This is a genomic window from Acinetobacter sp. KS-LM10 (genome assembly GCF_036896575.1).
In the GTDB taxonomy this organism is placed as follows: Bacteria; Pseudomonadota; Gammaproteobacteria; order Pseudomonadales; family Moraxellaceae; genus Acinetobacter; species Acinetobacter avistercoris.
Map to the genome: position 1 here is coordinate 1287060 of NZ_CP145906.1, position 23542 is coordinate 1310601.

General features: G+C 37.7%; 22 protein-coding genes. 13 read left to right on the plus strand and 9 right to left on the minus strand.

Annotated elements, in window-relative coordinates; all coding sequences use genetic code 11:
- Nucleotides 1–3 precede the first annotated feature (3 nt).
- The 6 genes from V5M36_RS05870 (at nucleotide 4) to V5M36_RS05895 (ending at nucleotide 8966) form a co-directional block, all read left to right on the plus strand.
- The gene (locus V5M36_RS05870) at nucleotides 4–2166 is read left to right on the plus strand and encodes a phosphocholine-specific phospholipase C (protein ID WP_338562990.1); all 2163 of its coding nucleotides are present in this window, start codon (nucleotides 4–6) and stop codon (nucleotides 2164–2166) included.
- Between the two features lie 670 nt (nucleotides 2167–2836).
- On the plus strand, nucleotides 2837–3853 hold the full coding sequence (locus V5M36_RS05875) for an aspartate carbamoyltransferase catalytic subunit (RefSeq protein WP_338562992.1): 1017 nt from the start codon (nucleotides 2837–2839) through the stop codon (nucleotides 3851–3853).
- A 10-nt stretch (nucleotides 3854–3863) separates the two neighbouring features.
- Nucleotides 3864–5099: a dihydroorotase gene (locus V5M36_RS05880; protein ID WP_338562994.1), complete on the plus strand. Its 1236-nt coding sequence runs from the start codon at nucleotides 3864–3866 to the stop codon at nucleotides 5097–5099.
- A 229-nt stretch (nucleotides 5100–5328) separates the two neighbouring features.
- Entirely contained in the window at nucleotides 5329–6864 is a 1536-nt protein-coding gene (locus V5M36_RS05885; RefSeq protein WP_338562995.1) for an OmpA family protein, read from the plus strand.
- Nucleotides 6865–6994: 130 nt separating this feature from the next.
- Nucleotides 6995–8023 carry a lysozyme inhibitor LprI family protein gene (locus V5M36_RS05890; protein WP_338562996.1) on the plus strand — a complete coding sequence of 343 codons (1029 nt, stop codon included), beginning with the start codon at nucleotides 6995–6997 and terminating at the stop codon, nucleotides 8021–8023.
- Nucleotides 8024–8186: 163 nt separating this feature from the next.
- On the plus strand, nucleotides 8187–8966 hold the full coding sequence (locus V5M36_RS05895; protein ID WP_338562999.1) for a Rossmann-like and DUF2520 domain-containing protein: 780 nt from the start codon (nucleotides 8187–8189) through the stop codon (nucleotides 8964–8966).
- 531 nt (nucleotides 8967–9497) lie between these two features.
- On the opposite strand, the gene trmB is transcribed toward V5M36_RS05895, so the two are convergent.
- A complete protein-coding gene (gene trmB / locus V5M36_RS05900; RefSeq protein ID WP_338563002.1) occupies nucleotides 9498–10214 on the minus strand; it encodes a tRNA (guanosine(46)-N7)-methyltransferase TrmB in 717 nt (238 codons plus the stop codon).
- 196 nt (nucleotides 10215–10410) lie between these two features.
- On the opposite strand from trmB, the gene V5M36_RS05905 reads away from it, so the two are divergent.
- Nucleotides 10411–12924 (plus strand): ExeM/NucH family extracellular endonuclease, encoded by a 2514-nt coding sequence (locus V5M36_RS05905; protein WP_445206310.1) that lies wholly within the window; start codon nucleotides 10411–10413, stop codon nucleotides 12922–12924.
- A gap of 88 nt (nucleotides 12925–13012) precedes the next feature.
- On the opposite strand, the gene V5M36_RS05910 is transcribed toward V5M36_RS05905, so the two are convergent.
- A complete protein-coding gene (locus V5M36_RS05910; RefSeq protein ID WP_338563005.1) occupies nucleotides 13013–14449 on the minus strand; it encodes a SulP family inorganic anion transporter in 1437 nt (478 codons plus the stop codon).
- Between the two features lie 392 nt (nucleotides 14450–14841).
- Between V5M36_RS05910 and V5M36_RS05915 the strand changes: the two genes are divergently transcribed.
- Nucleotides 14842–15453 carry a glutathione binding-like protein gene (locus V5M36_RS05915; RefSeq protein ID WP_338563007.1) on the plus strand — a complete coding sequence of 204 codons (612 nt, stop codon included), beginning with the start codon at nucleotides 14842–14844 and terminating at the stop codon, nucleotides 15451–15453.
- A 149-nt stretch (nucleotides 15454–15602) separates the two neighbouring features.
- Here V5M36_RS05915 and V5M36_RS05920 read toward each other — a convergent pair whose 3' ends face one another.
- Nucleotides 15603–16022 carry a hypothetical protein gene (locus V5M36_RS05920; RefSeq protein ID WP_338563009.1) on the minus strand — a complete coding sequence of 140 codons (420 nt, stop codon included), beginning with the start codon at nucleotides 16020–16022 and terminating at the stop codon, nucleotides 15603–15605.
- 32 nt (nucleotides 16023–16054) lie between these two features.
- Between V5M36_RS05920 and V5M36_RS05925 the strand changes: the two genes are divergently transcribed.
- Nucleotides 16055–16285, plus strand: coding sequence for a hypothetical protein (locus V5M36_RS05925; RefSeq protein WP_338563011.1), 231 nt, complete (start codon nucleotides 16055–16057; stop codon nucleotides 16283–16285).
- Between the two features lie 70 nt (nucleotides 16286–16355).
- Here V5M36_RS05925 and V5M36_RS05930 read toward each other — a convergent pair whose 3' ends face one another.
- The 5 genes from V5M36_RS05930 to V5M36_RS05950 form a co-directional block, all read right to left on the minus strand.
- Entirely contained in the window at nucleotides 16356–17141 is a 786-nt protein-coding gene (locus V5M36_RS05930) for a thiazole synthase (RefSeq protein ID WP_338563013.1), read from the minus strand.
- A gap of 11 nt (nucleotides 17142–17152) precedes the next feature.
- Entirely contained in the window at nucleotides 17153–17350 is a 198-nt protein-coding gene (gene thiS / locus V5M36_RS05935) for a sulfur carrier protein ThiS (RefSeq protein ID WP_338563016.1), read from the minus strand.
- A gap of 24 nt (nucleotides 17351–17374) precedes the next feature.
- Nucleotides 17375–17740 (minus strand): DUF423 domain-containing protein, encoded by a 366-nt coding sequence (locus V5M36_RS05940; protein WP_338563019.1) that lies wholly within the window; start codon nucleotides 17738–17740, stop codon nucleotides 17375–17377.
- 145 nt (nucleotides 17741–17885) lie between these two features.
- Nucleotides 17886–18755, minus strand: coding sequence for an RNA polymerase sigma factor RpoH (rpoH, locus tag V5M36_RS05945; RefSeq protein WP_338563021.1), 870 nt, complete (start codon nucleotides 18753–18755; stop codon nucleotides 17886–17888).
- A 150-nt stretch (nucleotides 18756–18905) separates the two neighbouring features.
- The gene (locus V5M36_RS05950) at nucleotides 18906–19130 is read right to left on the minus strand and encodes a sulfurtransferase TusA family protein (protein WP_338563024.1); all 225 of its coding nucleotides are present in this window, start codon (nucleotides 19128–19130) and stop codon (nucleotides 18906–18908) included.
- A gap of 375 nt (nucleotides 19131–19505) precedes the next feature.
- Between V5M36_RS05950 and V5M36_RS05955 the strand changes: the two genes are divergently transcribed.
- Both V5M36_RS05955 and rhlB read left to right on the plus strand, forming a co-directional pair.
- Nucleotides 19506–19718, plus strand: a complete 213-nt coding sequence (locus tag V5M36_RS05955; protein ID WP_004822370.1) for a cold-shock protein — start codon at nucleotides 19506–19508, stop codon at nucleotides 19716–19718.
- 108 nt (nucleotides 19719–19826) lie between these two features.
- Nucleotides 19827–20978 (plus strand): ATP-dependent RNA helicase RhlB, encoded by a 1152-nt coding sequence (rhlB, locus tag V5M36_RS05960; RefSeq protein WP_338563030.1) that lies wholly within the window; start codon nucleotides 19827–19829, stop codon nucleotides 20976–20978.
- 183 nt (nucleotides 20979–21161) lie between these two features.
- Here rhlB and V5M36_RS05965 read toward each other — a convergent pair whose 3' ends face one another.
- The gene (locus tag V5M36_RS05965; protein ID WP_338564070.1) at nucleotides 21162–21545 is read right to left on the minus strand and encodes a hypothetical protein; all 384 of its coding nucleotides are present in this window, start codon (nucleotides 21543–21545) and stop codon (nucleotides 21162–21164) included.
- A gap of 239 nt (nucleotides 21546–21784) precedes the next feature.
- Here V5M36_RS05965 and V5M36_RS05970 point away from each other — a divergent pair, with 239 nt between their 5' ends.
- The gene (locus V5M36_RS05970; protein ID WP_338563032.1) at nucleotides 21785–22360 is read left to right on the plus strand and encodes a nitroreductase family protein; all 576 of its coding nucleotides are present in this window, start codon (nucleotides 21785–21787) and stop codon (nucleotides 22358–22360) included.
- A 63-nt stretch (nucleotides 22361–22423) separates the two neighbouring features.
- On the plus strand, nucleotides 22424–23497 hold the full coding sequence (locus V5M36_RS05975; protein WP_338563034.1) for an NAD(P)H-dependent glycerol-3-phosphate dehydrogenase: 1074 nt from the start codon (nucleotides 22424–22426) through the stop codon (nucleotides 23495–23497).
- Nucleotides 23498–23542: the final 45 nt, after the last annotated feature.

Here is a 23542-nt window from a genome sequence, read left to right on the forward strand (position 1 = left end):
AAGATGAACCGTCGTGACTTTTTACTTAATTCAACTAAGACTATGTTTGGCGCAGCTGCATTAGCCAGTTTCCCGATGAGTATTCAAAAAGCATTAGCGATTGATGCCAAAGTTGAAACAGGCACAATTCAAGATGTTAAACATGTCGTTATTTTGACGCAAGAAAATCGATCATTTGATCATTATTTTGGCACACTAAAAGGCGTCCGTGGTTTTGGTGATCGATTTACTATTCCTTTGAGTAGTGGTCGAAAGGTCTGGGAACAGTATGCTGAAAATCAACAGAAGGTGTTACCTTATCACCTAGATAGTCAACTTGGTAATGCACAACGTGTTAGTGGAACACCACATTCATGGGCAGATGGTCAAGATGCTTGGGATGCTGGACGTATGGGGGATTGGGTTAAATATAAAAAACCCCAGTCAATGGGATATTATAAAAAACAAGAATTAGAGTTTCAGTTTGCATTAGCAAATGCATTTACGATTTGTGATGCTTATCATTGTGCAATGCATGCTGGAACAAATCCGAATCGTCAGTTTATTTGGACAGGAACTAATGGGCCAACAGGTGCAAATGTTGCAAGTGTTGTGAATGAGTTTGATTCGCTTGGCGCATCGAACGAAGGTTATGATTGGACGACCTATCCTGAGCGGTTACAAAAAGCTGGTGTGTCGTGGAAAGTCTATCAAGGTATGCCAGACAATTACACCGATAATCCTTTAGCAGGCTTTAAGCAATATCGCCGTGCAAATGAGCGATCAGGTCAACCTGTGAGTCATGATGATAAGGTGAGTTCACCCTATGTTGAGTCGATTGATGCAAATCAACCTTTGTATAAAGGAATTGCAAACACTATGCCTGATGGTGGGTTTTTAGAATCATTCAAAATGGATATTACGCAAGGTAATTTACCTGAAGTGAGTTGGATTGTTGCGCCTGCGGCGTATAGTGAACATCCAAGCCCATCAAGCCCAGTTCAAGGAGCTTGGTATATTCAAGAGATTTTAAATGCGCTGACAGAAAATCCAGAGTTATGGAGTCAAACTGTTTTTCTGGTTAATTTTGATGAAAATGATGGTTTCTTTGATCATGTCCCGTCTCCAAGTGCACCTTCACGTGATGAGAATGGCGAATTACAAGGTAAAACGACACTAAGTGATCAAGATCTTTCTTTTGAGTATTTCGATCATAAGGCTGTTGAGACAGCTAAATCACAACCTAAACCAGATGGACGAGTTTATGGTCCTGGGGTTCGAGTACCGATGTATGTGATTTCACCATGGAGCCGGGGTGGTTGGGTGAACTCACAAGTTTTTGATCACACTTCAACACTACGTTTCTTAGAACAACGCTTTTTGATTAAAGAGCCAAATATTAGTCCTTTTCGTCGTGCGGTATGTGGTGATTTAACGACGGCGTTTAATTTTAAAAATCCAAATATAACGCCTGTCCCTCATTTAGATGGTCAAAAAAGTAAATTAGAAGCTGATACTATTCGAAATGCTCAAGCTGCTTTGTCGCAAGTGGCTCGTCCAAGTGTTCAACAATTTCCAAAGCAAGAAATAGGGATCCGTTTATCACGAGCTTTACCCTACATTTTACATACCAGTGCGTTAATCGATCTTACTCAGCAACAAGTCAAATTAATGTTTTCCAATACAGGTACGCAAGCTGCTGTTTTTCATGTTTATGACCGCTTAAATTTGGATGCGATACCACGTCGTTATATGGTTGAAGCCGGTAAGCAACTGGATGATTTGTGGAATACAAAACAGGGACTTTATGATTTCTGGGTACTTGGTCCTAATGGATTTCATCGAAGTTTTGTGGGTAATCTCAATCAACCGATTCAGAAAGAATCTTTGCCTGAAATACGTGTTTGTGTAGATGGATGCGAAGCTAAAATTGATTTAAAAATACGTAATGATGCGGGAAAAACAGCGCAAATATTAGTAAAAGCAAATGCTTATTTACCTAATCAGCGTTGGGATATTGAATCTTCAAGCACTGAAAATACCTTAAGTTGGGATATGACTGAGTTTGGTGGTTGGTATGATTTTACGGTGACTTTAAAAGATGACCCAAGTTATAGTCGTCGTTTCGCAGGTCGTATAGAAAATCAAGTTGATTCAATTTCAGACCCATATATGGGATATATTTGAACTTAAACAATCAGCATAATTTATCTTATCTAAGTTGTATTTTATAAGAGAAAGTCCGATGAAATTTATCGGACTTTCTCTTTTTAAATGAAGATATGATGGTATTAGTAATGCGTTAGATATTCCAATCAGGTTTTGGGATGCTTCTAAATAAATTTAAGCTGATAAAATAAGAAATTATCAGGATGCTTTCCGGGAAGACTTTCATATTAGACTTCTTTCAAAAAAGTCATTATTCAAACAACAGACTCATCATGAATATTCCCTCATCCTAACCTTCTCCCAAAGGGAGAAGGGATTTTTACGTATCAATTTATGGCCATTCAATGATCATTTTTCGACATATGAAAGAGATTTATTACTCAACTGAGCAAGATTGATCCACACAGCTAATATAGATTTGCACTAATTAATTAGAGAGTTAAAAATATTAGAGCTCGAGCTTGAATTATTTTTTCTCAATTTCAATGATCGATTTTAACCTGATTTTTAAATGATAAATTTTATGTACATATCTTAAAGCAAGGATAATTCTTGAAAAAATACTCAATTGATTTTTAAATATAAAAGTTGAAATTTACATATATTTTATCCATTTGGTATTTATACGATCTGCCAATGGTGTTGAATCTCTGTATAATACATCAACTTAACGTATAAGGAATCTCTCATGCACTTGGCGGCATTACACACCCCGAGCCAGATTCAACTCAATCGAGATGGTAACTTAAAACATTTTTTGACCATTGAAGGTCTTTCCAAAGAAACGCTGACAAAAATACTAGATACAGCCAATTCATTTTTTAACGATCAAAACCAACTCATTACGACGCCACTCTTAGAAGGGCGCACGGTCATGAATTTATTCTTTGAAAATTCAACCCGAACACGTACTACCTTTGAAGCTGCTGCGAAACGCTTATCCGCGAATGTTTTAAATATCGATATTGCACGTTCAAGTACCTCAAAAGGCGAAACCTTAAGAGATACGCTATGGAATTTAGAAGCCATGGCTACCGATATTTTTGTGGTTAGACATTCATCTTCGGGTGCTGCGCATTTTATTGCACAAACCGTTTGTCCTAATGTTGCCATCATTAATGCAGGCGATGGGCGTCACGCTCATCCCACACAAGCGATGTTGGATATGCTGACCATTCGACGTGAAACCAACAAAAAATTCGAAGATATTTCGATCGCGATTATTGGTGATATTAAGCATTCTCGTGTAGCACGTTCAGATGTCGCTGCTTTACAAACGTTGGGATGTAAAGATATTCGTGTTATCGCTCCAAATACGTTGCTTCCTTACGGTTTTGCTGAATATGGTGAAGATGTACGCCTATTCAACAATATGGAAGAGGGCATTAAAGACTGCGACGTAATTATTACCTTACGTATTCAAAATGAACGTATTGATTCACCAGCACTTGCATCTCAAGCTGAATTTTACAAAATGTATGGTCTAAACAAAGAACGTTTAGCGATGGCAAAACCGGATTGTATCGTGATGCATCCTGGGCCAATGAATCGTGGTGTAGAAATTGATTCAAGTATTGCAGATGGTCCACAAGCAGTCATTTTGAATCAAGTGACCAATGGTATTGCTGTGCGTATGGCAGTTTTGGCTTTGTCTATGCAAGGTCAATTGCAAGAACAAGGTTTAATTGAAGCGATTGCGGGTTAAGGAATAAGTCATGACTATTGTAAAAATTGAAAATGTCCGCGTTCTAGATCCTATTCAAAAGACTGACAGTATTCAAACCGTTTATATTGAAAATGGTAAATTGGTTCCCGAAAGTTCAAATATAATCGAAAGCATTGATGGTCAAGGTCAATGGTTGATGCCAACTATGGTTGATCTGTGCGCGCGTTTACGTGAGCCAGGACAGCAGCAACACGGAACGTTAAAGTCTGAAGGTAAAGCAGCACGTGAAAATGGCATTTTGCATGTGTTTACACCGCCAGACTCTAAACCAATTGTTCAAGACAATGGTGCACTCATCCATGGTTTGGTGGAAAAAGCCAAGCTTGATGGTGGGATATACTTAGAAGTGATTGGTGCACAGACACAAGGCTTAAACGGTAAACAACCCGCCAATATGGCAGGTCTGAAAAAAGGCGGTTGTACTGCTGTTTCAAATGCCAATGCACCTTTTGCAGATGATGATGTCGTTCTTCGCACGCTTGAATATGCAGCGGGTGTGAATATGACAGTCGTATTTTATGCAGAGGAGCCACAGATCGCAAAAGATGGCTGTGTGCATGAAGGCTTCATTGCTTCACGTCAAGGCTTGCCGATGATTCCTGCATTAGCGGAATCTATTGCGATTGCAAAATACTTATTAATGATTGAAGTGACTGGCGTTCGTGCTCATTTCGGTCTGTTGTCGTGTGGGGCATCTGTCGATTTGATCAAGATCGCCAAAGATAAAGGTTTGGCTGTCACTTGTGATGTTGCGATGCATCAATTACATCTAACCGAAGAGTTAATCGATGGGTTTAATTCATTGGCACATGTTCGTCCACCTTTGCGCTCAGAACAAGACAAAAACAGTTTAAGAAAAGCATTAAAAGATGGTGTGATTGACGCAATTTGTACGCATCATGAACCGCTCAGTAGTTCTGCAAAACTTGCTCCATTTGCAGAAACGACCCCAGGAATCACTGCTTTTGATACTTATGTGGCTTTTGGTATTCAATTGATTGAAGAGGGTTTATTTGAACCACTCGAATGGGTTGAGAAAGTTACGCTTGCACCTGCACGGGTTGCACAAATGGTTGAACGCTGGAAAGCACAATCAGGTTTAATCCTCATTGATCCTGCTTTTGAGTGGACTGTGGCTAAAGACACAATTTTATCTCAGGGTAAAAATACGCCGTTAATTGGCACGCAAGTAAAAGGCAAAGTACAGCGCGTTTTTATTGCTTAGCAAAAGTGTAATGAAAGCAAAAGTCAGCTTCGGCTGGCTTTTTTAATGCCCGTTTAAAATTTTATTATTAATAAGTGGATTGTTAATGAAAGGTTTTTAGACGAACGAACTCATACTGGATAAAAACTATACATAAATACAATCAAGCTTAGCTTTAATAGCTTTTAGTATAAGTCTTGCGAGATAAAAAAAAGTAAATATAACCAAACTAATAACAGGAGCATTCAACATGGATTTAATCCAAATATTAAAAGACCGTGTTATTCCCATCGTTTTAAATCAAGAATCATTATCTCAAGAACCAAATTTATTCAATGAAAACAGCACTGTAATATCAAATTTTATTCCAATTTTGCTGTCTTTACTCAAAAATAATCCGACCTTAATTTCATCTTTACAAAATAATTTGAATCCAAGAGTGACCGATTTATTCCTAAATGAGCCTTCTGCTGCAACTCATTTAATTGATGAAATCCATCAACCTTTATCAGGCGTATCAAAAGAAAAAACGGAAACTTTGTTAAATTATTCTATTGCACCAACATTAGGTGTTTTAGAAGACTTGGCTGGTAGTAATGATGAGCATACGATTGCGCATTTTCTAGGGCAGCATGCAGATTCCATTCGTACAGCTTTACCATTGTGGGCTACATCTATTCTAGGTGGGCTAGGTATCGGTCTAACATCAGGAGCATTGGCCGCAAATACGGCTATAGATCCTACAGCGACCGTTATTCCCTCATATGTTGCGCCACCTATTCAGCAAACACCGCCGCCAGAACCGGAAAAAGAGAAATCGAAGTTATGGTTACCTTTGATCGCATTGATCGTTTTAGCATTATTGGTGGTTTTGTTTTTACGTTATTGCAATAACAAAGAACAAGTCCATTCCGCAAATGATCAATCAGTGATGACCAACGCTAATGCGCAACCTGCATTGTTTCAGCTAACGACAGATGCCGCTGGAAGTTTAGTGAATTGTCAGGCACATATTGGTAATCCAAGCTTTACCGACATTGTTCAAACGGAAGTGAAACAGTTGTTTAACCATCCAATTGGGTGTGGTATCGACTCAAGTCAGCAGTATCAACCTGAACTGATTGATCAAAATGCTTTGTCGAGTATTTTGAATTTAGTGAAAGGATTACCGAATACGACTTTAACGTGGACAGGGAATGAAATTTTATTGCAAGGTACAGATGCGCAAGCACTGCAAAATCTGGCAGCTCAAATTACACCCTTAGTTCCCAATCTAAATGTCAATGTTCAAAAAGCGGTTGATATGGACCAAGCAGTAGATAGTAGTATCAGTGAAGCAGAAAAAGCATTGGCAAAAATTAATCCTGATCAAGTCAAACCATTGGATATTGCAGAAGCCTTAAATATACAAATCATCAATTTCGCAACGGCTTCCAGTGAAATTCCAGAGGCAAATAAAACAGTACTCGATCAAGCGACAACCTTGATCAAGCGTGTACCGAATGTGCATCTTACCGTTAAAGGTTTTACTGATACCGTCGGTTCTGCTGAAAGTAATAAAGTTTTGTCGCAACAGCGCGCGCAGTCAGTGGTCGATTATTTGATTTCCAAAGGCGTTGATGAAAGTAAGTTAAAACCTGAAGGTTATGGTCAAGACCATCCTGTAGCAGATAATTCAACAGAAGAAGGTAAATTTAAAAATCGTCGAATTGAGTTTTCTGTGACCAATACTGAAACAGGCGTTGAACGTAAAGTGAGTTCAGATGGTGTTGAAAAAGTGAACTAAAACGTATTTAAATTTTCATTGAAGTGTCTCAACAAAGCCTCATTTTTGAGGCTTTGTTGATTTAATATGTAAAAGAATAAATAATGCTCAAGTTTAAAATATATAAAATAATCAGAATAAGGTTAACTCTATGTATAAATTATTATTTATTGGTGCAGTCGCAGTGTCATTATCACTTTCAGGCTGTGATAAATTCAAGTTCAAAAAAGATGAAGCTGTACTCACAGAAAATACGGATTGGAGTTGTACCAATCAGGATCATGTGAATAATTTACAAACATTCTTAAAACAAGAATATTTAAAAGAAATTGATAAGAGTTTAAGAGCTTCTCGTTATTATCAAGCAGATGAAGCTTTGCTTAAAAAAATTAATGATAGTTTGAAATTTGAAATTAAAAATATTCGTACGATAACTCAAGATCCTAAAGCAACATCACAGCTAGAATGTGAAGGCCAAGTGGTGGTGAATTTTCCGAAAGGCTTACAAAAGCGTGCTGAAAATGCATATTTGGAACAAGGTGCGCAATGTGACCATTGTGAAGAGGAAGGTGGTCATGCAACTCTAAATGATTACTTAGAAGCAAACGAAGCGCCACTCAGTATTGAAAATGACTTAGTTAAAGGTAAATTTAAATTTGATGTGGTTAAGACCGATAAAGAAGGCATTAGCTTAAATGCTGAACATCAAAATGAAGTCATTAGAGCCGTTGTTTCTATCAGCACTAAAGCCGTGCAATATGAAGCTTACGTTAAAGAAAATCAAGAAATGCGTGATCGTGAAACTGTCGCTAGTGTTAAAAATGCAGCACAGACTGAATTGGCATTAATAGCGATGAATATTCGTAATAAAGAAATAGATGATGATCAGAAAAAAGTAGTCGAACGCCTCAATCAAACATGGGATCGCTTCAGTGAAGAACAAAAAACGCAGCTGAAACAAGTTCAGGCTGAATGGTTTGAAAAGCGTGATGTAGATTGTAAAGTCATTTCACAAAAACGCGTTCATCAAATTTCTGAAAATGATCGTGAGACGTATCAGAAGCAAGCGGATTATTGGGATGAATCAATGCATACAAAAAATGCTGAAATGCAGTATAAAAATTGCTTTGTCCAACGGACGAATGAACGCATCATCTACCTGAACAATGTGTTTAATTAATATTTGAATATTCTGCTTAATTTGAGCATTTTGTTGAATAAATTCGTAATCATTCATTATTTGTTGATTATTCAGATTTAAATTTAAAGGACGAATTGATTCGTCCTTTTTTTATTGGCATGCTAAGCGCAAATTCATAAGCAATAAAATAGGAAATAAACACATGCGGATCAGTTTCATTGGAGCAGGTCGTGTCGCTACTCATTTGGCACGAACTTTAAAGCGAGAACATGAAATTGTAGACGTATGGAGTCGAGACTTAAAACATGCCGTGAACTTGGCTGAACAGGTCGGTGCGCAAGCAAAGCATGTACTAAATCAGCTTCATTCGGACATCGACTTGGCGGTTATTGCGGTGAGTGATCAGGCCATCGCAGATGTAATTGTTGCCCTCAGTGGAATATTAAAAAATGTATTGATTGTTCATACATCAGGCAGTACCAATCTCAATATATTAACTGAACACCATCAGCGTTCAGGTGTCTTTTATCCGTTGCAAACGTTTAGTTTTGAACGGGATGTTGAATGGTCGAACACGCCTATTTTTATTGAAGCCATAGAAGCTATGGATGCAATCACGCTAACAAACATAGCGGAAAGTTTAACTCAGCGAGTATATCAGTATGATTCTGCACAGCGTTTAAGCTTACATTTGGCTGCAGTATTTGCATCTAATTTCACCAACTATTGCTACGACATGGCCAAACAGGTTGTTGATGCAAAGCAGGTTGATTTTAGTTTGCTCTATCCCTTGATTTTAGAAACTGCAAATAAAGTGACACAAAGTGATCCAAAGTTGATGCAAACAGGACCTGCAGTGCGTGGGGATCAAAATATTATCAACATGCATACACAGATGTTGGCGGATGCAAAAAGAGAGGACTTAAAACAGATCTATGGCTTGTTAAGTCAAAGCATCATTAATAGACATGATCAGTCATAGCAATGGATTAACTTTTTGAATCATTTTTATTTGAGTTGAAAGCGAGCTAAAAAGATTGAAATGATAAACTTGTAGAGAATGCTTAGACGTTTGCTGGCTGAAAGAGGAATACGTATTTTAAGGATTCTGTTTCAATCTTATATTCAGTTTTTATATTCAGTGTAAATACGACTTCTTTCAAAAGTCATTATTCATACAACAGACTCATCATGAATTTTCCCTCATCCTAACCTTCTCCCAAAGGGAGAAGGGATTTTTACGTATCAATTTATGACCACTCGATGATCATATTTCGACTTATGAAAGAGATTTATAGTCAATTTGAATAACGTAGATGGATTAAAAAAATAGGTTTCAAGCTTTGACTAACAATCAACAAAGCCAATCTTTATATTCAGCACTAAACATATAATAAACGTTATAAAAATGAATCAACATCTAAATCAATAATTAAGAATCTAAGGATCAAAAAAAACAGGACATATCGCCCTGTTTTTTACTTTTAAATTTATGTGATTAAATCATCATTTATTAATTGATTTTCTTGAAGTAGAAATCATTGATTTTATGACCCTCTTCTAAACCACGACGTTCAAATTTAGTTTGTGGACGCCAATCAGGACGTGGATAGCTATTTCCTTTGCCCGCAATATTTTCAAGATTTGGACGGTTGTCTAATACATCAAGCATCCATTCTGCATACGGTTCCCAATCTGTTGCTGAGTGGAATGTGCCACCCATTTCTAACTTTTGCTCAACCAATGGCATACGGTCATGTGACACGAAACGACGCTTGAAATGACGTTTCTTTTGCCAAGGATCTGGGAAATACAGTTGAATGGCATTGATACTATTATCTGGCATTTCACGAAGCACTTGAATCGCATCAGCATCGAGTAGACGTAAGTTCGTGACTTCAGCCATACCTGCTTCATATACGCATTGTGCAATACCTGGAATGTGAACTTCGATTCCTACAAAGTTACGTTCTGGATTGGCTTTTGCCATCAACACCAAAGAGCGCCCCATACCAAAACCGATCTCTACGGTTAGTGGTCGTTCAGGGTGTTCAAAATGTTGGCGTAAGTCACCAACAGGATATTCCAAAATTAAGTGACCATATTGTTCAAGCGCAGTACGTTGTGAAGTATTCAAAGGAGATGAACGGCGCATGAATGTGACAATTTCGCGTTGCTCGTTCAAGTTGTCTAATTCTACAACTTGCGGATTTAATGGTTCGTTCGACATAATTTTGGCAAATGAAATAAATTTGAATGCGGTATTTTAAGACCTGAGTCTTACAAGTCAAACTTATTTGAATAAAACTCTGTATTGTTGTCACTGAATTAATAGCAAAATGCAGTAAAATTGTCATGATCTATTCATGTAAATGTCATGCTTGGGTCTTATGTTAAAAGAACAATAAATAATCAAGTTTAAAATTATGAAAATGTTTAATCCTCAACTTTTAGTATTAAGTATTGCGCTTGCGGGGTGTTCTTTTTCGGCGCATGCAGAATTGATGTTTAGCCAATACATCGATGGTAACTCGAATAAAAAAGGGTTAGAAATCTATAACCCTGACAATACAGTTGCCAATTTAGCAAACTATGAAATTCGCCAATATCCGAATGGCGCAACACAGCCCAATTTGACGGTGTCATTACAAGGTCAGTTGAATAGTCAATCACGCTATTTGGTGGGACATTCTGCTTTAAAAACGGAATTGGGTACTGCAGTTCAGCAACAGGCTAATCTAGCTTTTAATGGTAATGATGCATTGGTGCTCTACCACAATGGCGTAGCTGTAGACCGTTTTGGCGCTGTGGGTGATAATCCTGGCGATGGTTGGTCAAATGGTTTAACCAAGGGTAACAGTTTTAAACGAACGACTTTATCGAATGCTGTATCTTCGATTGATCCAACTGCCGCATTTGATTTGGGTGGATGGGAAAAGTGGTCTGATCGTAATGCATTCACAAACTATTTGTTGACTTCAAATACGCCAACACCTGTTCAACCGCCTGTAAGTTGTAGCGCATCCGATACTGCTATTGCTGATTTAAACAAGGCGACAAAAGGTCAGAACTATACAGTACGTGGTGTTATTACTGCGGATTATCGCTATAGCAATGGTTTTTCAGGTTTCTATGTACAAACACCTGATTCAAAAGCGAAGCCTGATTTAAGTAATGCGATTTTTGTTTATATTCCATCGAGCAGTAATGTGACAGGTGGTAAGGTCGGCGAAGAGGTGATTTTGAATGGTCGATTGACTGAATATCAAAATCAATTACAGCTGGATCAAATTAATGCCAATATCCAAACCTGTAATACTTCAGCAAGTACCTGGATTCAACCGATATCAGTGACCTTGCCCTTCGAAAGTTTAGATGCGAGCACAGGTAATGCACCTAAACGATACCAAGGTATGTTGGTGAAAATGCCACAAACCTTGACGGTCAGTGAAAACTATAATTATGGACGTTATGGACAATTGTCTTTAAGTTTGGGGCGTTTGTATATGCCAACCAACTTATTTCCTGCATTGTCAAATGAAGCGAAGGCTTTAGCTGAACAAAATAAACGATCTAAAATTGAGTTAGATGATGGCTATAACAGTCAAAACTTAACGCCGTTGTTACCCCAGAATTTTAGTGCGAAAAACACCTTACGTGCAGGCGATCAAGTCAAGCAAGTGGAAGGGATTTTAGAATATCGCTTTAATTCATGGCGTATTCAACCGATTGCAGAACGGACTAAAATTCAAGTTGAAGCGACGAATCCTCGTCCGAACGTTCTGAAAAAAGATGCCAATCAAATTCGTGCAGTGGCTTTCAATGTTCTCAATTATGACAATGGCGCAGCAAAAGGTTTCCCAACAGAGCGCGGTGCGACGACTCAAGCTGAATTTGATAAGCAGCATGCAAAAATTGTCAGTGCGATGAAAGAAATCGATGCAGATGTCTATGGTCTGATGGAAATTGCCAACAATGGTTATGGCGAAGACAGTGCAATTGCCTATTTAACCAAAGCTTTGGGTGCAAATTGGAAATATGTGATTCCACCGAATAGCAATAAACTGGGCAGTGATGCGATTGCTGTCGCGATTATTTATAATAGCTCGCGCGTAAAACCGATTAATCAAGCGGCTATTTTTGATGATCAAACCAATATGAATCGCGTTATTTTGGCACAAAGTTTCCAAGCGTTAAAAGGTGGCAAAATATTTACGGTAGTGCCGAATCATTTGAAATCTAAAGGCAGTTGCCCAAGTAATGCAACATCTGTAGACGCAGATCAGGGTGATGGTCAAGGCTGTTGGAATAAAACTCGTTTAACTGCTGTAGAAAAACAAATGCAATGGTTAGCAAAAAATCCAACCCAAGTTGAAGGTACTCCGAATGTGCTATTGATGGGTGATTTGAATAGTTATGCGAAAGAAGAACCAATATTGGCTCTAGAGCGTGCGAACTACATCAATCTTTTAGCTGATAAAGTCAAAGGATTAGGTGAAAAAGCTTACAGCTATGTCTTTGGTGTAGATAGTAATAAAGAGGGTTATGGCGGAGCAGGTAGTTTGGATCATGCCATTGCAGATACAAATTTATATCCGCTGGTTAAACGTACCTTTGCATGGCATATCAATGCAGATGAACCAACCAATTTAGACTACAACAACGAATATAAAACAGCTGAACAACAAGCGTTATTTTATGCTGATGATGCATATCGTTCTTCAGATCATGATCCAATTATTGTAGATCTTGAATTATTTGATCCGATTGTGATTGAGCCGACGGATCCTAATAATCCAAGCAACCCAACCAATCCATCAAATCCAAATCAACCACCAGAACAATCGCTCGGTAATCAAATCGTCAATGTGGTTGTAGATATTGTGAAGTCGATATTCAACGGAATTAAGAGTTTATTTAAGTTATTGTTCCGTTTTTAATCTAGCAAATTAATCGAAAAACCCAGTCATCTTGACTGGGTTTTTTATTGAATAAAAAGAGCAAATGAATACTTAAAAAAATCAGGAATTAGGATCTTTCTATCAGAGTGCTACTCGCTTCATTTAAACCAATCACGTTGACATGAATATTTTTTGATTCGAATTTAGAAACAACATTTGCCAACATATTTACTGAGGTAATATCCCAAATATGCGCATGTGTTAGATCAATTTCAACGGTATTTATATTTTCATTAAAATCAAAGAAACGATAAAACTTATCTGAGCTACTAAAAAAAATCTGACCTTTCACTACGTAGACTCTTTTATTGTGTTCAAGCTCTGACTGAACCTTAACTTCACTTTCCAATTTATTAATCATGAATAAAGCCGAAAGGAGAACGCCAGCAATCACACCTAAAGCCAAATTGTGGGTAGAAAGAACAATAATCACGACGGTGAGCATCACAATATTACTTTGCTTTGGATGCTTACTGAAGTTTTTGACTGATTCCCAATTAAACGTAGTGAATGCCACCATGATCATAATCGCTACCAGTGCTGCCATTGGAATATAAGCCAACCAATCTTTAAAAAATACAACCAGACAGAGTAAGAAGACACCTGCGACGAGTGTAGATAAGCGTGTTCGTGCCCCTGAGCTGACATTAATGATTGATTGCCCAATCATGGCACAACCTGCCATACCACCCATAAATCCACTGACAATGTTGGCAACGCCTTGTCCACGACATTCTTTATGACGATCACCTTCGGTTTGCGTAACCTCATCAATAACCGTTGTGGTCATCATCGTTTCAAGTAAGCCCACTGTCGCTAAAGTCATCGCATAGGGTAGGATGATAAATAAGGTATCAAGATTAAAAGGAATCTCAGGAATCATGAAAATAGGCAAAGTGTCAGGGAAGTTTCCTAGATCACTGACCGTACGCATGTCGGTGCTTAAACCCAGTGCAAGCAAGCTTAATACAATAATACAGACCAAAGGAGAGGGAATGGCTTTGCCAATTTTTGGAATATAGGGGAATAAGTAAATGATTGCTAAACCTATAGCTAAAAATAAATAGGCAGTACCATCCATCTTACTCATTTCTGGTAATTGGGCCACAAAGATTAAAATAGCCAGTGCATTTAAAAAACCATAAACCACAGACTGGGATACAAAGCGCATAAGTTTCGCAACTTTGAAATAACCCGCAATGATTTGAATAACGCCTGTGAGAACTGTGGCTGCAAGTAAGTATTGCAATCCATGCTCTTTAACCAAGGTGATCATGAGTAAAGCCATAGCACCGGTAGCAGCCGAGATCATGGCTGTACGTCCACCAAAGAAGGCGATCGTGACAGCGATGCAGAAGGAAGCATACAGGCCAACCTGTGGATCCACACCAGCGATTGCTGAAAATGCGATTGATTCTGGTATGAGTGCTAAGCCGACGACGATACCCGCCAGTATATCTGTACGAATATTGGACAACCATTCATCTTTTTTTAGACTAATCACACCAAACCTTTAACACTTTGCTTAAAGTCGGCTATGTTAAAACAAATCGACTGTAAAAACGTAGTTAAAATTAACTTGAAAAAGAAGTATTTTTATTGAATATTCAAGTTGAAGATTGGGAAATTTTACGCTTTCTTGCAATTTATTGTTGGTAGAACTTGCAACTTGCTTGGAAGCGTTTTAAAACATAAAGAGTGAGATCATCAAGTATTCAGATAGCGAAGAAAGATAACTATGTCAGACCACTGAATTAGATAAGTAAATTGGATAAGTAAGTTAGATAGGTAATTGAGATAAGTATGTAGAATCTCGAATTTAGTACTTTCGTATTCAACATTTTCGCATTCAATACTCTTGCATTCGAGACTAGAGTTTAATAATAGGGATTTATTATGAAGTTGTATTATTCGCCAGGCGCCTGTTCACTTGCCGCGCATATTATTTTAAATGAAATTAATGTTGATTTTGATCTTGTAAGAGTCGATTTAAAAACACATAAAACTGAGAAAGACGTAGATTATTATAAAGTGAATCCTAAAGGATATGTGCCAGCCTTAGAAATTAATCCAGGACTTATTTTGACAGAAAATGTTGCTATTCTTCCTTTTTTGGCACAGCACGATCCGAAACAAGATTTGATCCCGCCATCAGGCTTAGGGCGAGCTAAAGTTTTAGAATGGCTTGGATATTTAAACTCAGAGTTGCATGATGCATATGCTGTATTTTTTGGACCAGCATTGGATGATGCCGCTAAAACAAAAGCGTATGCCGAAGTTGATCGTTTGTTGACGTATATAAATAAAACAATTTCTGAGTCAGACAATGATTATTTGGTAGATGATAATTTTGGCCCTGCTGATGCTTATCTTTTCGTACTCACCAACTGGTCTAAATTAATAAAACATGATTTAACGCCGTATGAACACGTGGTTGCATTACGTAATAAAGTTGGATCACGTCAATCTGTACAAGTGGCGATGCGAGATGAAGGCTTAATTCCTTAATCAATTTCATTACCAAAATAAAACCACCTCTTGAGGTGGTTTTATTTTCCAAAAAATCAATATTATGAATATCAATCATTAAATTGGTTATAGAAATCATTGAAATTGACATTGGTCAATGTAAAAGCTTGTTTGGCTTTAAAAGTCGATCATTTTGTTTTAGGTATTCCGCCTTCAAACATATTATCACCGATAATTTCTTTTAATTTAGATGTTGAAAAATTATAGCTTTTATTGGTCATTTCACCTGAATTACGAGAAAAACTATTGTAATTAAAGCCAATGAGCTGGAAATCGTTATTCTGCCATCTAAAAGTATATGCATGTTGAGGTCTTTCCCAACCACCACACGACATAAAGTAGCTTAACTCCAAAGTTAAAATACCTTTATTAATTTTAATTCCATCTGCTTCAGCTAAAGGATCTTCTAAACATGAGTTTTTTTCTTCTGCAACAGGAATGGTTTTATTTTCTGTAGCTAACTGATATCTAGTTTGGTGTTTTAAAAAGACCAATAATTTACGTGGGTTATTGTGAATGGCTTTGCCATCATCATCTTTAATAAGCACGTCAGGTTTTAATTTTTTAAATAATCATTGCGATGTCAGCACGATTATCTTTGTTTAAATCACCTTCACTTGAAGATAAAATTTTCCACCCATTTGGGACAAGTTTAGTCATGCTTGGTGATGGTTTTGCACGGGAAAGTGATGGCAATGTACAAAGGCAGAGTAAGGTCATTGCTACTTTGATTGGTTTTTTAATCATTTGTATTGTTCTTCAAATTTTAGGTTGTAGTGATCAATACCAAAAAGCATATTTTCTAAGTTGAATAGTTTTTTATTTATTGATTTTAGAGTTAAAAGGACTCTATCGAGTCCTCTTTAATATTATATACAATTTTATTTGAAGAAATAACCCGTTTCAGGTGAACTGGCATTAGCCATTCGTTTGCGTGGCATACGACCGGCGAGGAAAGCTTCACGGCCCGCCTCAACTGCTTTTTTCATTGCTGAAGCCATCAAAATTGGATTTTGAGCAGCGGCAATTGCTGTATTCATCAATACACCATCACAACCCAATTCCATCGCAATAGCAGCATCACTAGCAGTTCCAACACCAGCATCAACTAAAACAGGGACTTTGGCATTTTCTTTGATGATCGAAAGCGTATGTGGATTTAAGATCCCCAATCCTGAACCAATTAAGCTACCAAGCGGCATAATCGCAACACAGCCCATGCTTTCTAATTCTTGCGCTACTATCGGATCATCAGAGGTATAGACCATGACTTCAAAGCCATCATCGACCAAAGTGCGAGCCGCTTTCAAGGTATCCATAATATTAGGATAAAGCGTTTTTTCATCACCGAGGACTTCAAGTTTCACCAAATTGTGACCGTCAAGTAACTCACGCGCCAGCATACAAGTACGCACAGCACTGTTGGCATCAAAACAACCCGCTGTGTTGGGTAAAATTGTGTATTTCTCAGGTGGAATTACCGACAATAAATTAGGTTGACTTGGATCCTGTCCAATATTTACCCGGCGAATCGCAACCGTGACGATTTCAGCACCACTGGCTTGTATGGCTAAATCAGTTTCTGTGAGGTTTAGATATTTCCCTGTTCCAACCAATAGGCGCGATTGAAAAGATCGTGAACCAATAATAAGAGGGGTGTCTTGCATGCTTGCTCCGTTTAGCCGCCACCGACAGCGTGAATAATTTCAATGCGATCTGATTCTGAAAACGTGGTTTGCGCGAGTTTGCTCTTGGCAATGATGATCTCATTCATCTCGACAGCAAAACGTTTATTTTCTAATGAAAGTTCTTGAATAAGTTCTAATAAATTTTGGGACTGAGTCGATTTCAATTCACCATTTAAAAAAATATTCACAGGTCGTCCTTTTATCACTTTAATTTATTTTACGTATTTAAAAGCATTCCAGGCCAATACGAGCCATCCAGCAATCATGAATGCTCCACCGATAGGCGTCACTGCACCTAAAATACGAGGTAGGCCTAAAGCCATAACATACAGTGAGCCGCAGAATAAAATTATGCCAATCTGCATGAAGATGAAACTGAGTTTAATGGGAAGTGTTGGAATAACTTTAGCGATGATTGCTAAGGCTAATAAACCCAATGCATGATAAAAAAAGTAATCTGTTGCCGTTTGCCACCAAGAGATTTGAGCAGCCGAAGCATGAGCTTTCAAACCATGAGCACCAAATGCGCCAAGCAAGACGGCGAGTGCTAAATTAAGTGCCGAAATCCCAATCCACATACTGAGCCTCTAAGGGTAAGAAATTGCGCTTAACCATAGCATAATTTAAACTTTTGACTAAATCTAAAACAATTAAATAGTGCGAATTTTACGTATAAAAAAAGGGCAATCGCCCTTTTTTTATACAAACATCATAATGTCTAATTTAGTTTGATGACATTGCAACTTTGATCTTATCCATCGCATTTTTTTCAAGTTGACGAATACGTTCAGCAGAAACATTATATTCGGCAGCCAACTCATGCAAAGTAGATTTATCATCATCTAACCAACGACGTTGTAGAATATTACGAGAACGGTCATCGAGCTGGCCCATGGCATCATGTAATGCAGATGTGCTTTGTTGCTCATAATCTTCTTCTTCAGCTAAACGTGCTGGATCGTAGCGATTATCTTCTAAATATAGGGCAGGTGCGACATAGGTCGAACCCTCATCGTCATCATCACCTTGTGCTTCAAATGCAGCATCATAGGCAGTAAGACGACCTTCCATTTCTATTACTTGTTCAGGTGTCACATTTAAATCTTCAGCAATCGATTTGGCTTCTGCAAGCGTCAGCTTTTTGCTTGATTTTTTTAGACTGCGCAAATTAAAGAATAATTTACGTTGAGCCTTGGTGGTCGCAATTTTGACGATACGCCAATTACGAATCACATATTCATGAATTTCAGCTTTAATCCAATGCACAGCAAAAGACACCAAACGAACGCCCATTGTTGGGTCGAAACGTTTAACGGCTTTCATTAAACCGAGATTACCTTCTTGAATTAAATCGCCTTGTGGAAGGCCATAACCTGCATAGCTGCGGGCAATATGTACAACAAAACGCAAGTGAGACATCACCAGCATTTTGGCTGCATCTAAATCTTGATCATAATAATAACGATCAGCCAACTCTTTTTCTTGTTCAGCTGTCAAAATCGGAATTTGATTTACAGTGCTAATGTAGGCACCAAGATTCACCCCAGGCGCAGACAATGACAGGGGCATCAATTGATTGCTGCTGTCAGTCATGAGTACTCCTTATAGGATAATAGTTTTAAAACCAATAGCTTCATCTTAAAGGTAAACATATTCATAATTAAGGAAAATTGGGTAGTGAAATGTAAACTAATATTCCACATTTGCACATGGTTAGTTTTAAGTAACTTAACTAAGTTTCAATTAAGATTCAATCATATAATGGAATTCATTCGCTGAAATTTTCTCCATCTGACATGAAAATTTGTGTATTTCACAGTATCGAATAATGTCGATTTGACTGTTCGGATCTGAAGACTTGAGTAAATACTGATGTTGATCGATATTTTTTTTAATTTGCTTTTTTAAAAGCAATAAAGGCATAGGGCAGGGTTTTCCAAGTGCATCGATTACAATAGGTGTAGTCATTTCTGAATCAAAGTAATAGATTAATGATTGTATTCTAACAAATTTGTTGTGATTGATCGAATAAATTTATGATCATAGAACACAGTCTCATTATGATTGTTATTTGAGTGATAAATATACAAATAATTGTTCAATAATTAGATTAAATACCTCTATTAATTGTTTTTAACCCATGTTAAGCTCGTTGCGTACTGACGGTTAGATTAGGGGTTACCCTGCTCTAAATCTGATGTATTAATGGATATAACCGGGATTTTGTTAATAGTTTTACAGAATGATTACAAGCTTTGAAATACAAAAATGTTTTGAAACTTTGTTTGCTCTGCTGTTTGCAACACCGGGTGATCCCTTTTCTTACCAACTGAGGATTTACTTATGACAGCTCGCGAACAAGGCGTTGTTAAGTGGTTTAACGATACTAAAGGTTTTGGCTTCATTCAGCGCGCTGGCGGTGATGATGTTTTTGTTCATTTCCGCGCTATTCAAGGCGACGGACACCGTTCACTACGTGACGGTCAACGCGTAGAATTCAGCGTTGTTCAAGGTCAAAAAGGTTTTCAGGCTGAAGAAGTTCAGCCTTTAGACTAATCCTAAGTTTTTAAATAAACTAGGTGGCGCTCCAATTTAGACGAATTGGGGCGTTTTTTTGTTTATAATGGTATAATTTTTAAATATCTGACCGTAGAGCGCGTATATATGTCATCTGGTTTCGAAACCCTTAATTTACATCCACAACTTAAGCAAGCGTTAGATGCTTTAGGGTTTAAAGAAATGACCCCGATTCAAGAAAAAGTATTGAAATATACTTTGGCGGGGCACGATGCAATTGGACGTGCACAAACTGGTACTGGAAAAACAGCCGCTTTTCTTGTCAGTATTATTAATGATTTATTGCATAACCCTATTGAAACGAAGCGTTTCCGTGGAGAGCCTCGCGCACTTATTTTGGCGCCGACACGTGAACTTGCGATTCAAATCGAAAATGATGCCAAAGATTTAACTAAATTTTCTGATTTGAATGTGGTCACTTTGGTGGGTGGGGTTGATTTTGATAAACAAAAAAAATTACTTGATCAAGGTCATGCTGACATTATCGTGGCGACACCAGGGCGATTAATCGACTTTACTGAACAAAAAGAAATTTGGCTCGATCAAATAGAATTCTTGGTTATTGATGAAGCTGATCGATTACTTGATATGGGCTTTATCCCCTCAGTAAAACGAATTGTGCGTTTTTCACCGCGTAAAGAACAGCGTCAAACGTTGATGTTTTCTGCAACATTTAGTTATGACGTGCTGAATCTTGCTCAACAGTGGCTACATGAACCTGTTACTGTAGAAATTGAGCCTGAAAAGAAAACCAATGCAGATGTTGAACAACGTGTATATGTGGTTGGAAAAGCAGATAAATATCGTTTGCTTGAAGAAATTTTACGTGATGAGCCGATCGAAAAAGTTATGATATTTGCAAATCGACGTGATCAGGTGCGTAAACTTTATGATCATTTAAAGCGTGATAACTATAAAGTGGTAATGTTGTCGGGTGAAATTGCACAAGACAAACGAATCAAAATGCTCGATCAATTCAAAAATGGCCAACATAACATTATGATTGCAACTGATGTTGCAGGACGCGGTATCCATGTGGACAATGTTTCACATGTCATTAATTTCACTTTACCTGAACAGTCTGATGATTATGTACATCGTATTGGTCGTACAGGACGTGCGGGTAGTCGGGGTGTGAGCATTAGCTTCTTATCTGAAGATGATGCGTATTATCTTCCTGAAATTGAAAAAGCCATTGGTCAAAAAATTCCATTGACACGCTTAGATGGTTATTGCTAATTCTGTTTATCGAATAGACTGATCTATTTCTATTCTGTTTTAAGATTTAAATAAAAAGTCCCAATCGGGACTTTTTATTTGCATTAGATTTGATTTATTTTAAGTCGTTCGCTTATTACAAATTACTTTGGCTATTCCACTATTGGAAAAGTACTTTCGCTCATTCGTAAAATATTTCGTCAATTACTTTGTGCTATTACAGCTGAAAGTAATCACAGATTGGTAGTCTGTGTCTTTCTCAATACTTGAATTTGTTCCAATCACTGAACCAAGAATAGTGGCAGCAGCTGTCACCATTTGGCCTGTTTTTTCATTAACCACACCTTTTAAAACGCCACTGTATTCAACTTTTTCATCAATTAACACAGGTGCAGCGTTTCTACCGCACGTTTTATTTGCTGCTGCAATGGCATTGTTTTTGGCAATAATTGCCGTTTTACCCAAGCCTGTAATTTCGTACTGATTATTGGGTTTTTGAATCGCTAGTGTTTGAGTTGGGTTTGAAGCACATGCTGTAAAAAGTAAAACACATAAAAGCGTTGCTGCGGTAATCACTGTTTTTTTCATATTCATCTGTTTTCAGTTTCCTTATTTGATTCGAATTATGGATCATTTAACTGGATTGATATGTGTAGATTATGAGTTTAGTTTGGATTAATTTTGAAGCTAATGTATTAAAATTGAAGCTTATGCTGAATTATTGCTCAATTCATGAAGGGGCATAAAAGCTTTTTCACGCGGCTAGAGTAATTTTTCATGTTTGTGCTAAGCTAAGCTTTACTGAGTTTTTAATAGATTAATCGTCAATGTCAGATTCTTCTCTACACATCGTGCATGACAATATTCATCAACGTCAATCGATTGGACATTTGGTAGAACCCTCTCCCAATTCAGAACAACTCGAGCTCGCATTCCAAGCTGCTTTAACTGCACCAGACCATCATCGTTTAAAGCCGACCCATTTTATTGTGGTTAAGGGTGAGCAGCGGGAAGTATTTGGTGAGTTATTGATGGATGCTACTCGAGATTTAGGTGAGCAAGAACAGGCGCAAATTGAACGTGTGCGTAATCATCCTTTACGAGCGCCTTTATTGGTTTTGGCGGTAACTCGCTTTGTCGATCATCCTAAAGTACCGTATTTTGAACAAACCTTAAGTTCGGGTGCTGCTATCCAAAACTTTTTATTGTCTTTACAAGCTCAAGGCTTTTCGACAATGTGGCGGAGTGGGGCATTGGTTGAATCTAAATTATTAAAGCTTAAATTAGGTCTACAAGAGCATGACTTGATTTCAGGTATTATCTATATTGGTACAGCATTTAAAGCAATTCCACCACGATTGGAAATAGATACTCAGCCCTATGTGAGTCATTGGGGTTGTTAATTTAATTTCGCATATTGAGTTAAAGATCAAATTAGATATATTGAGTTCATTAGGATAAAAAGAATGTCGGAATTAAATTTTTCAGATTTGGTACAACCTGTCGTTTTAGATAAAAAAACAGCTTTACGTGTGACTGTTCTCGGTGGGGGGAGTTTCGGTACTGCGATGGCCAATACCGCGGCGAGAAACGGTTGCGATACGATGATTTGGATTCGTGATGAAAATATTGCTACAGAAATGAATAATACGCATATTAATCAACGTTATTTGCCAGATTACACCCTCGAAGCGAGTTTAAAAGCGGAAACAAATTTAGAAAAAGCAGTTCGTGATCGCGATATTATTTTGGTGGCGATTCCAAGCCACTCATTCAGAAATGTCCTACAGCAAATTAAGCCATTTATCAGTTCACAAGCGGTCATATCGTTAACAAAGGGAATTGAAGCAAAGACCTTTAGTTTTATGAGTGATATTATTCGTTCAGAGTTACCAGAAGTTCCTTATGGTGTGCTTTCAGGACCAAACCTAGCCAAAGAAATTATGGCGGGTATGCCTGCTGGTACTGTTATTGCCAGTGATTCAGAGTTGGTACGTTATGCTGTACAACAAGCATTGCATAGTGCTTTGTTTCGTGTGTTTGGCAGTGACGATGTGCATGGTGTTGAATTAGGTGGTGCTTTAAAAAATATATATGCAGTCGCAATGGGCATGGCAGCAGCTTATAAAGTTGGTGAAAATACTAAAAGTATGATTCTGACTCGTGCCTTAGCCGAAATGAGTCGATTTGCCGTGAAATTAGGCGCGAATCCACTGACCTTTTTGGGATTGTCTGGGGTAGGTGATTTGTTTGCAACCTGTAATAGTCCACTGAGTCGAAACTATCAAGTGGGTTTTGCATTGGGATCGGGTAAAACATTAGAGCAAGCAACACAAGAATTAGGTCAAACAGCCGAAGGTATTAACACCATTGTTCAGGTGCATGCACGCACACAGGAATTAGATGTATATATGCCGATAACCACTGCATTATATGAAGTAATTTATGAGAATGCACCACCATTAAATATCGCTGTGTCATTGATGAAAAATGGTCATCGTAGTGATGTGGAATTTGTTTTACCACATAATAAAGTATGATATTTTTGAAACACATTGATGATTTGTCATATATTTTCAATAAAA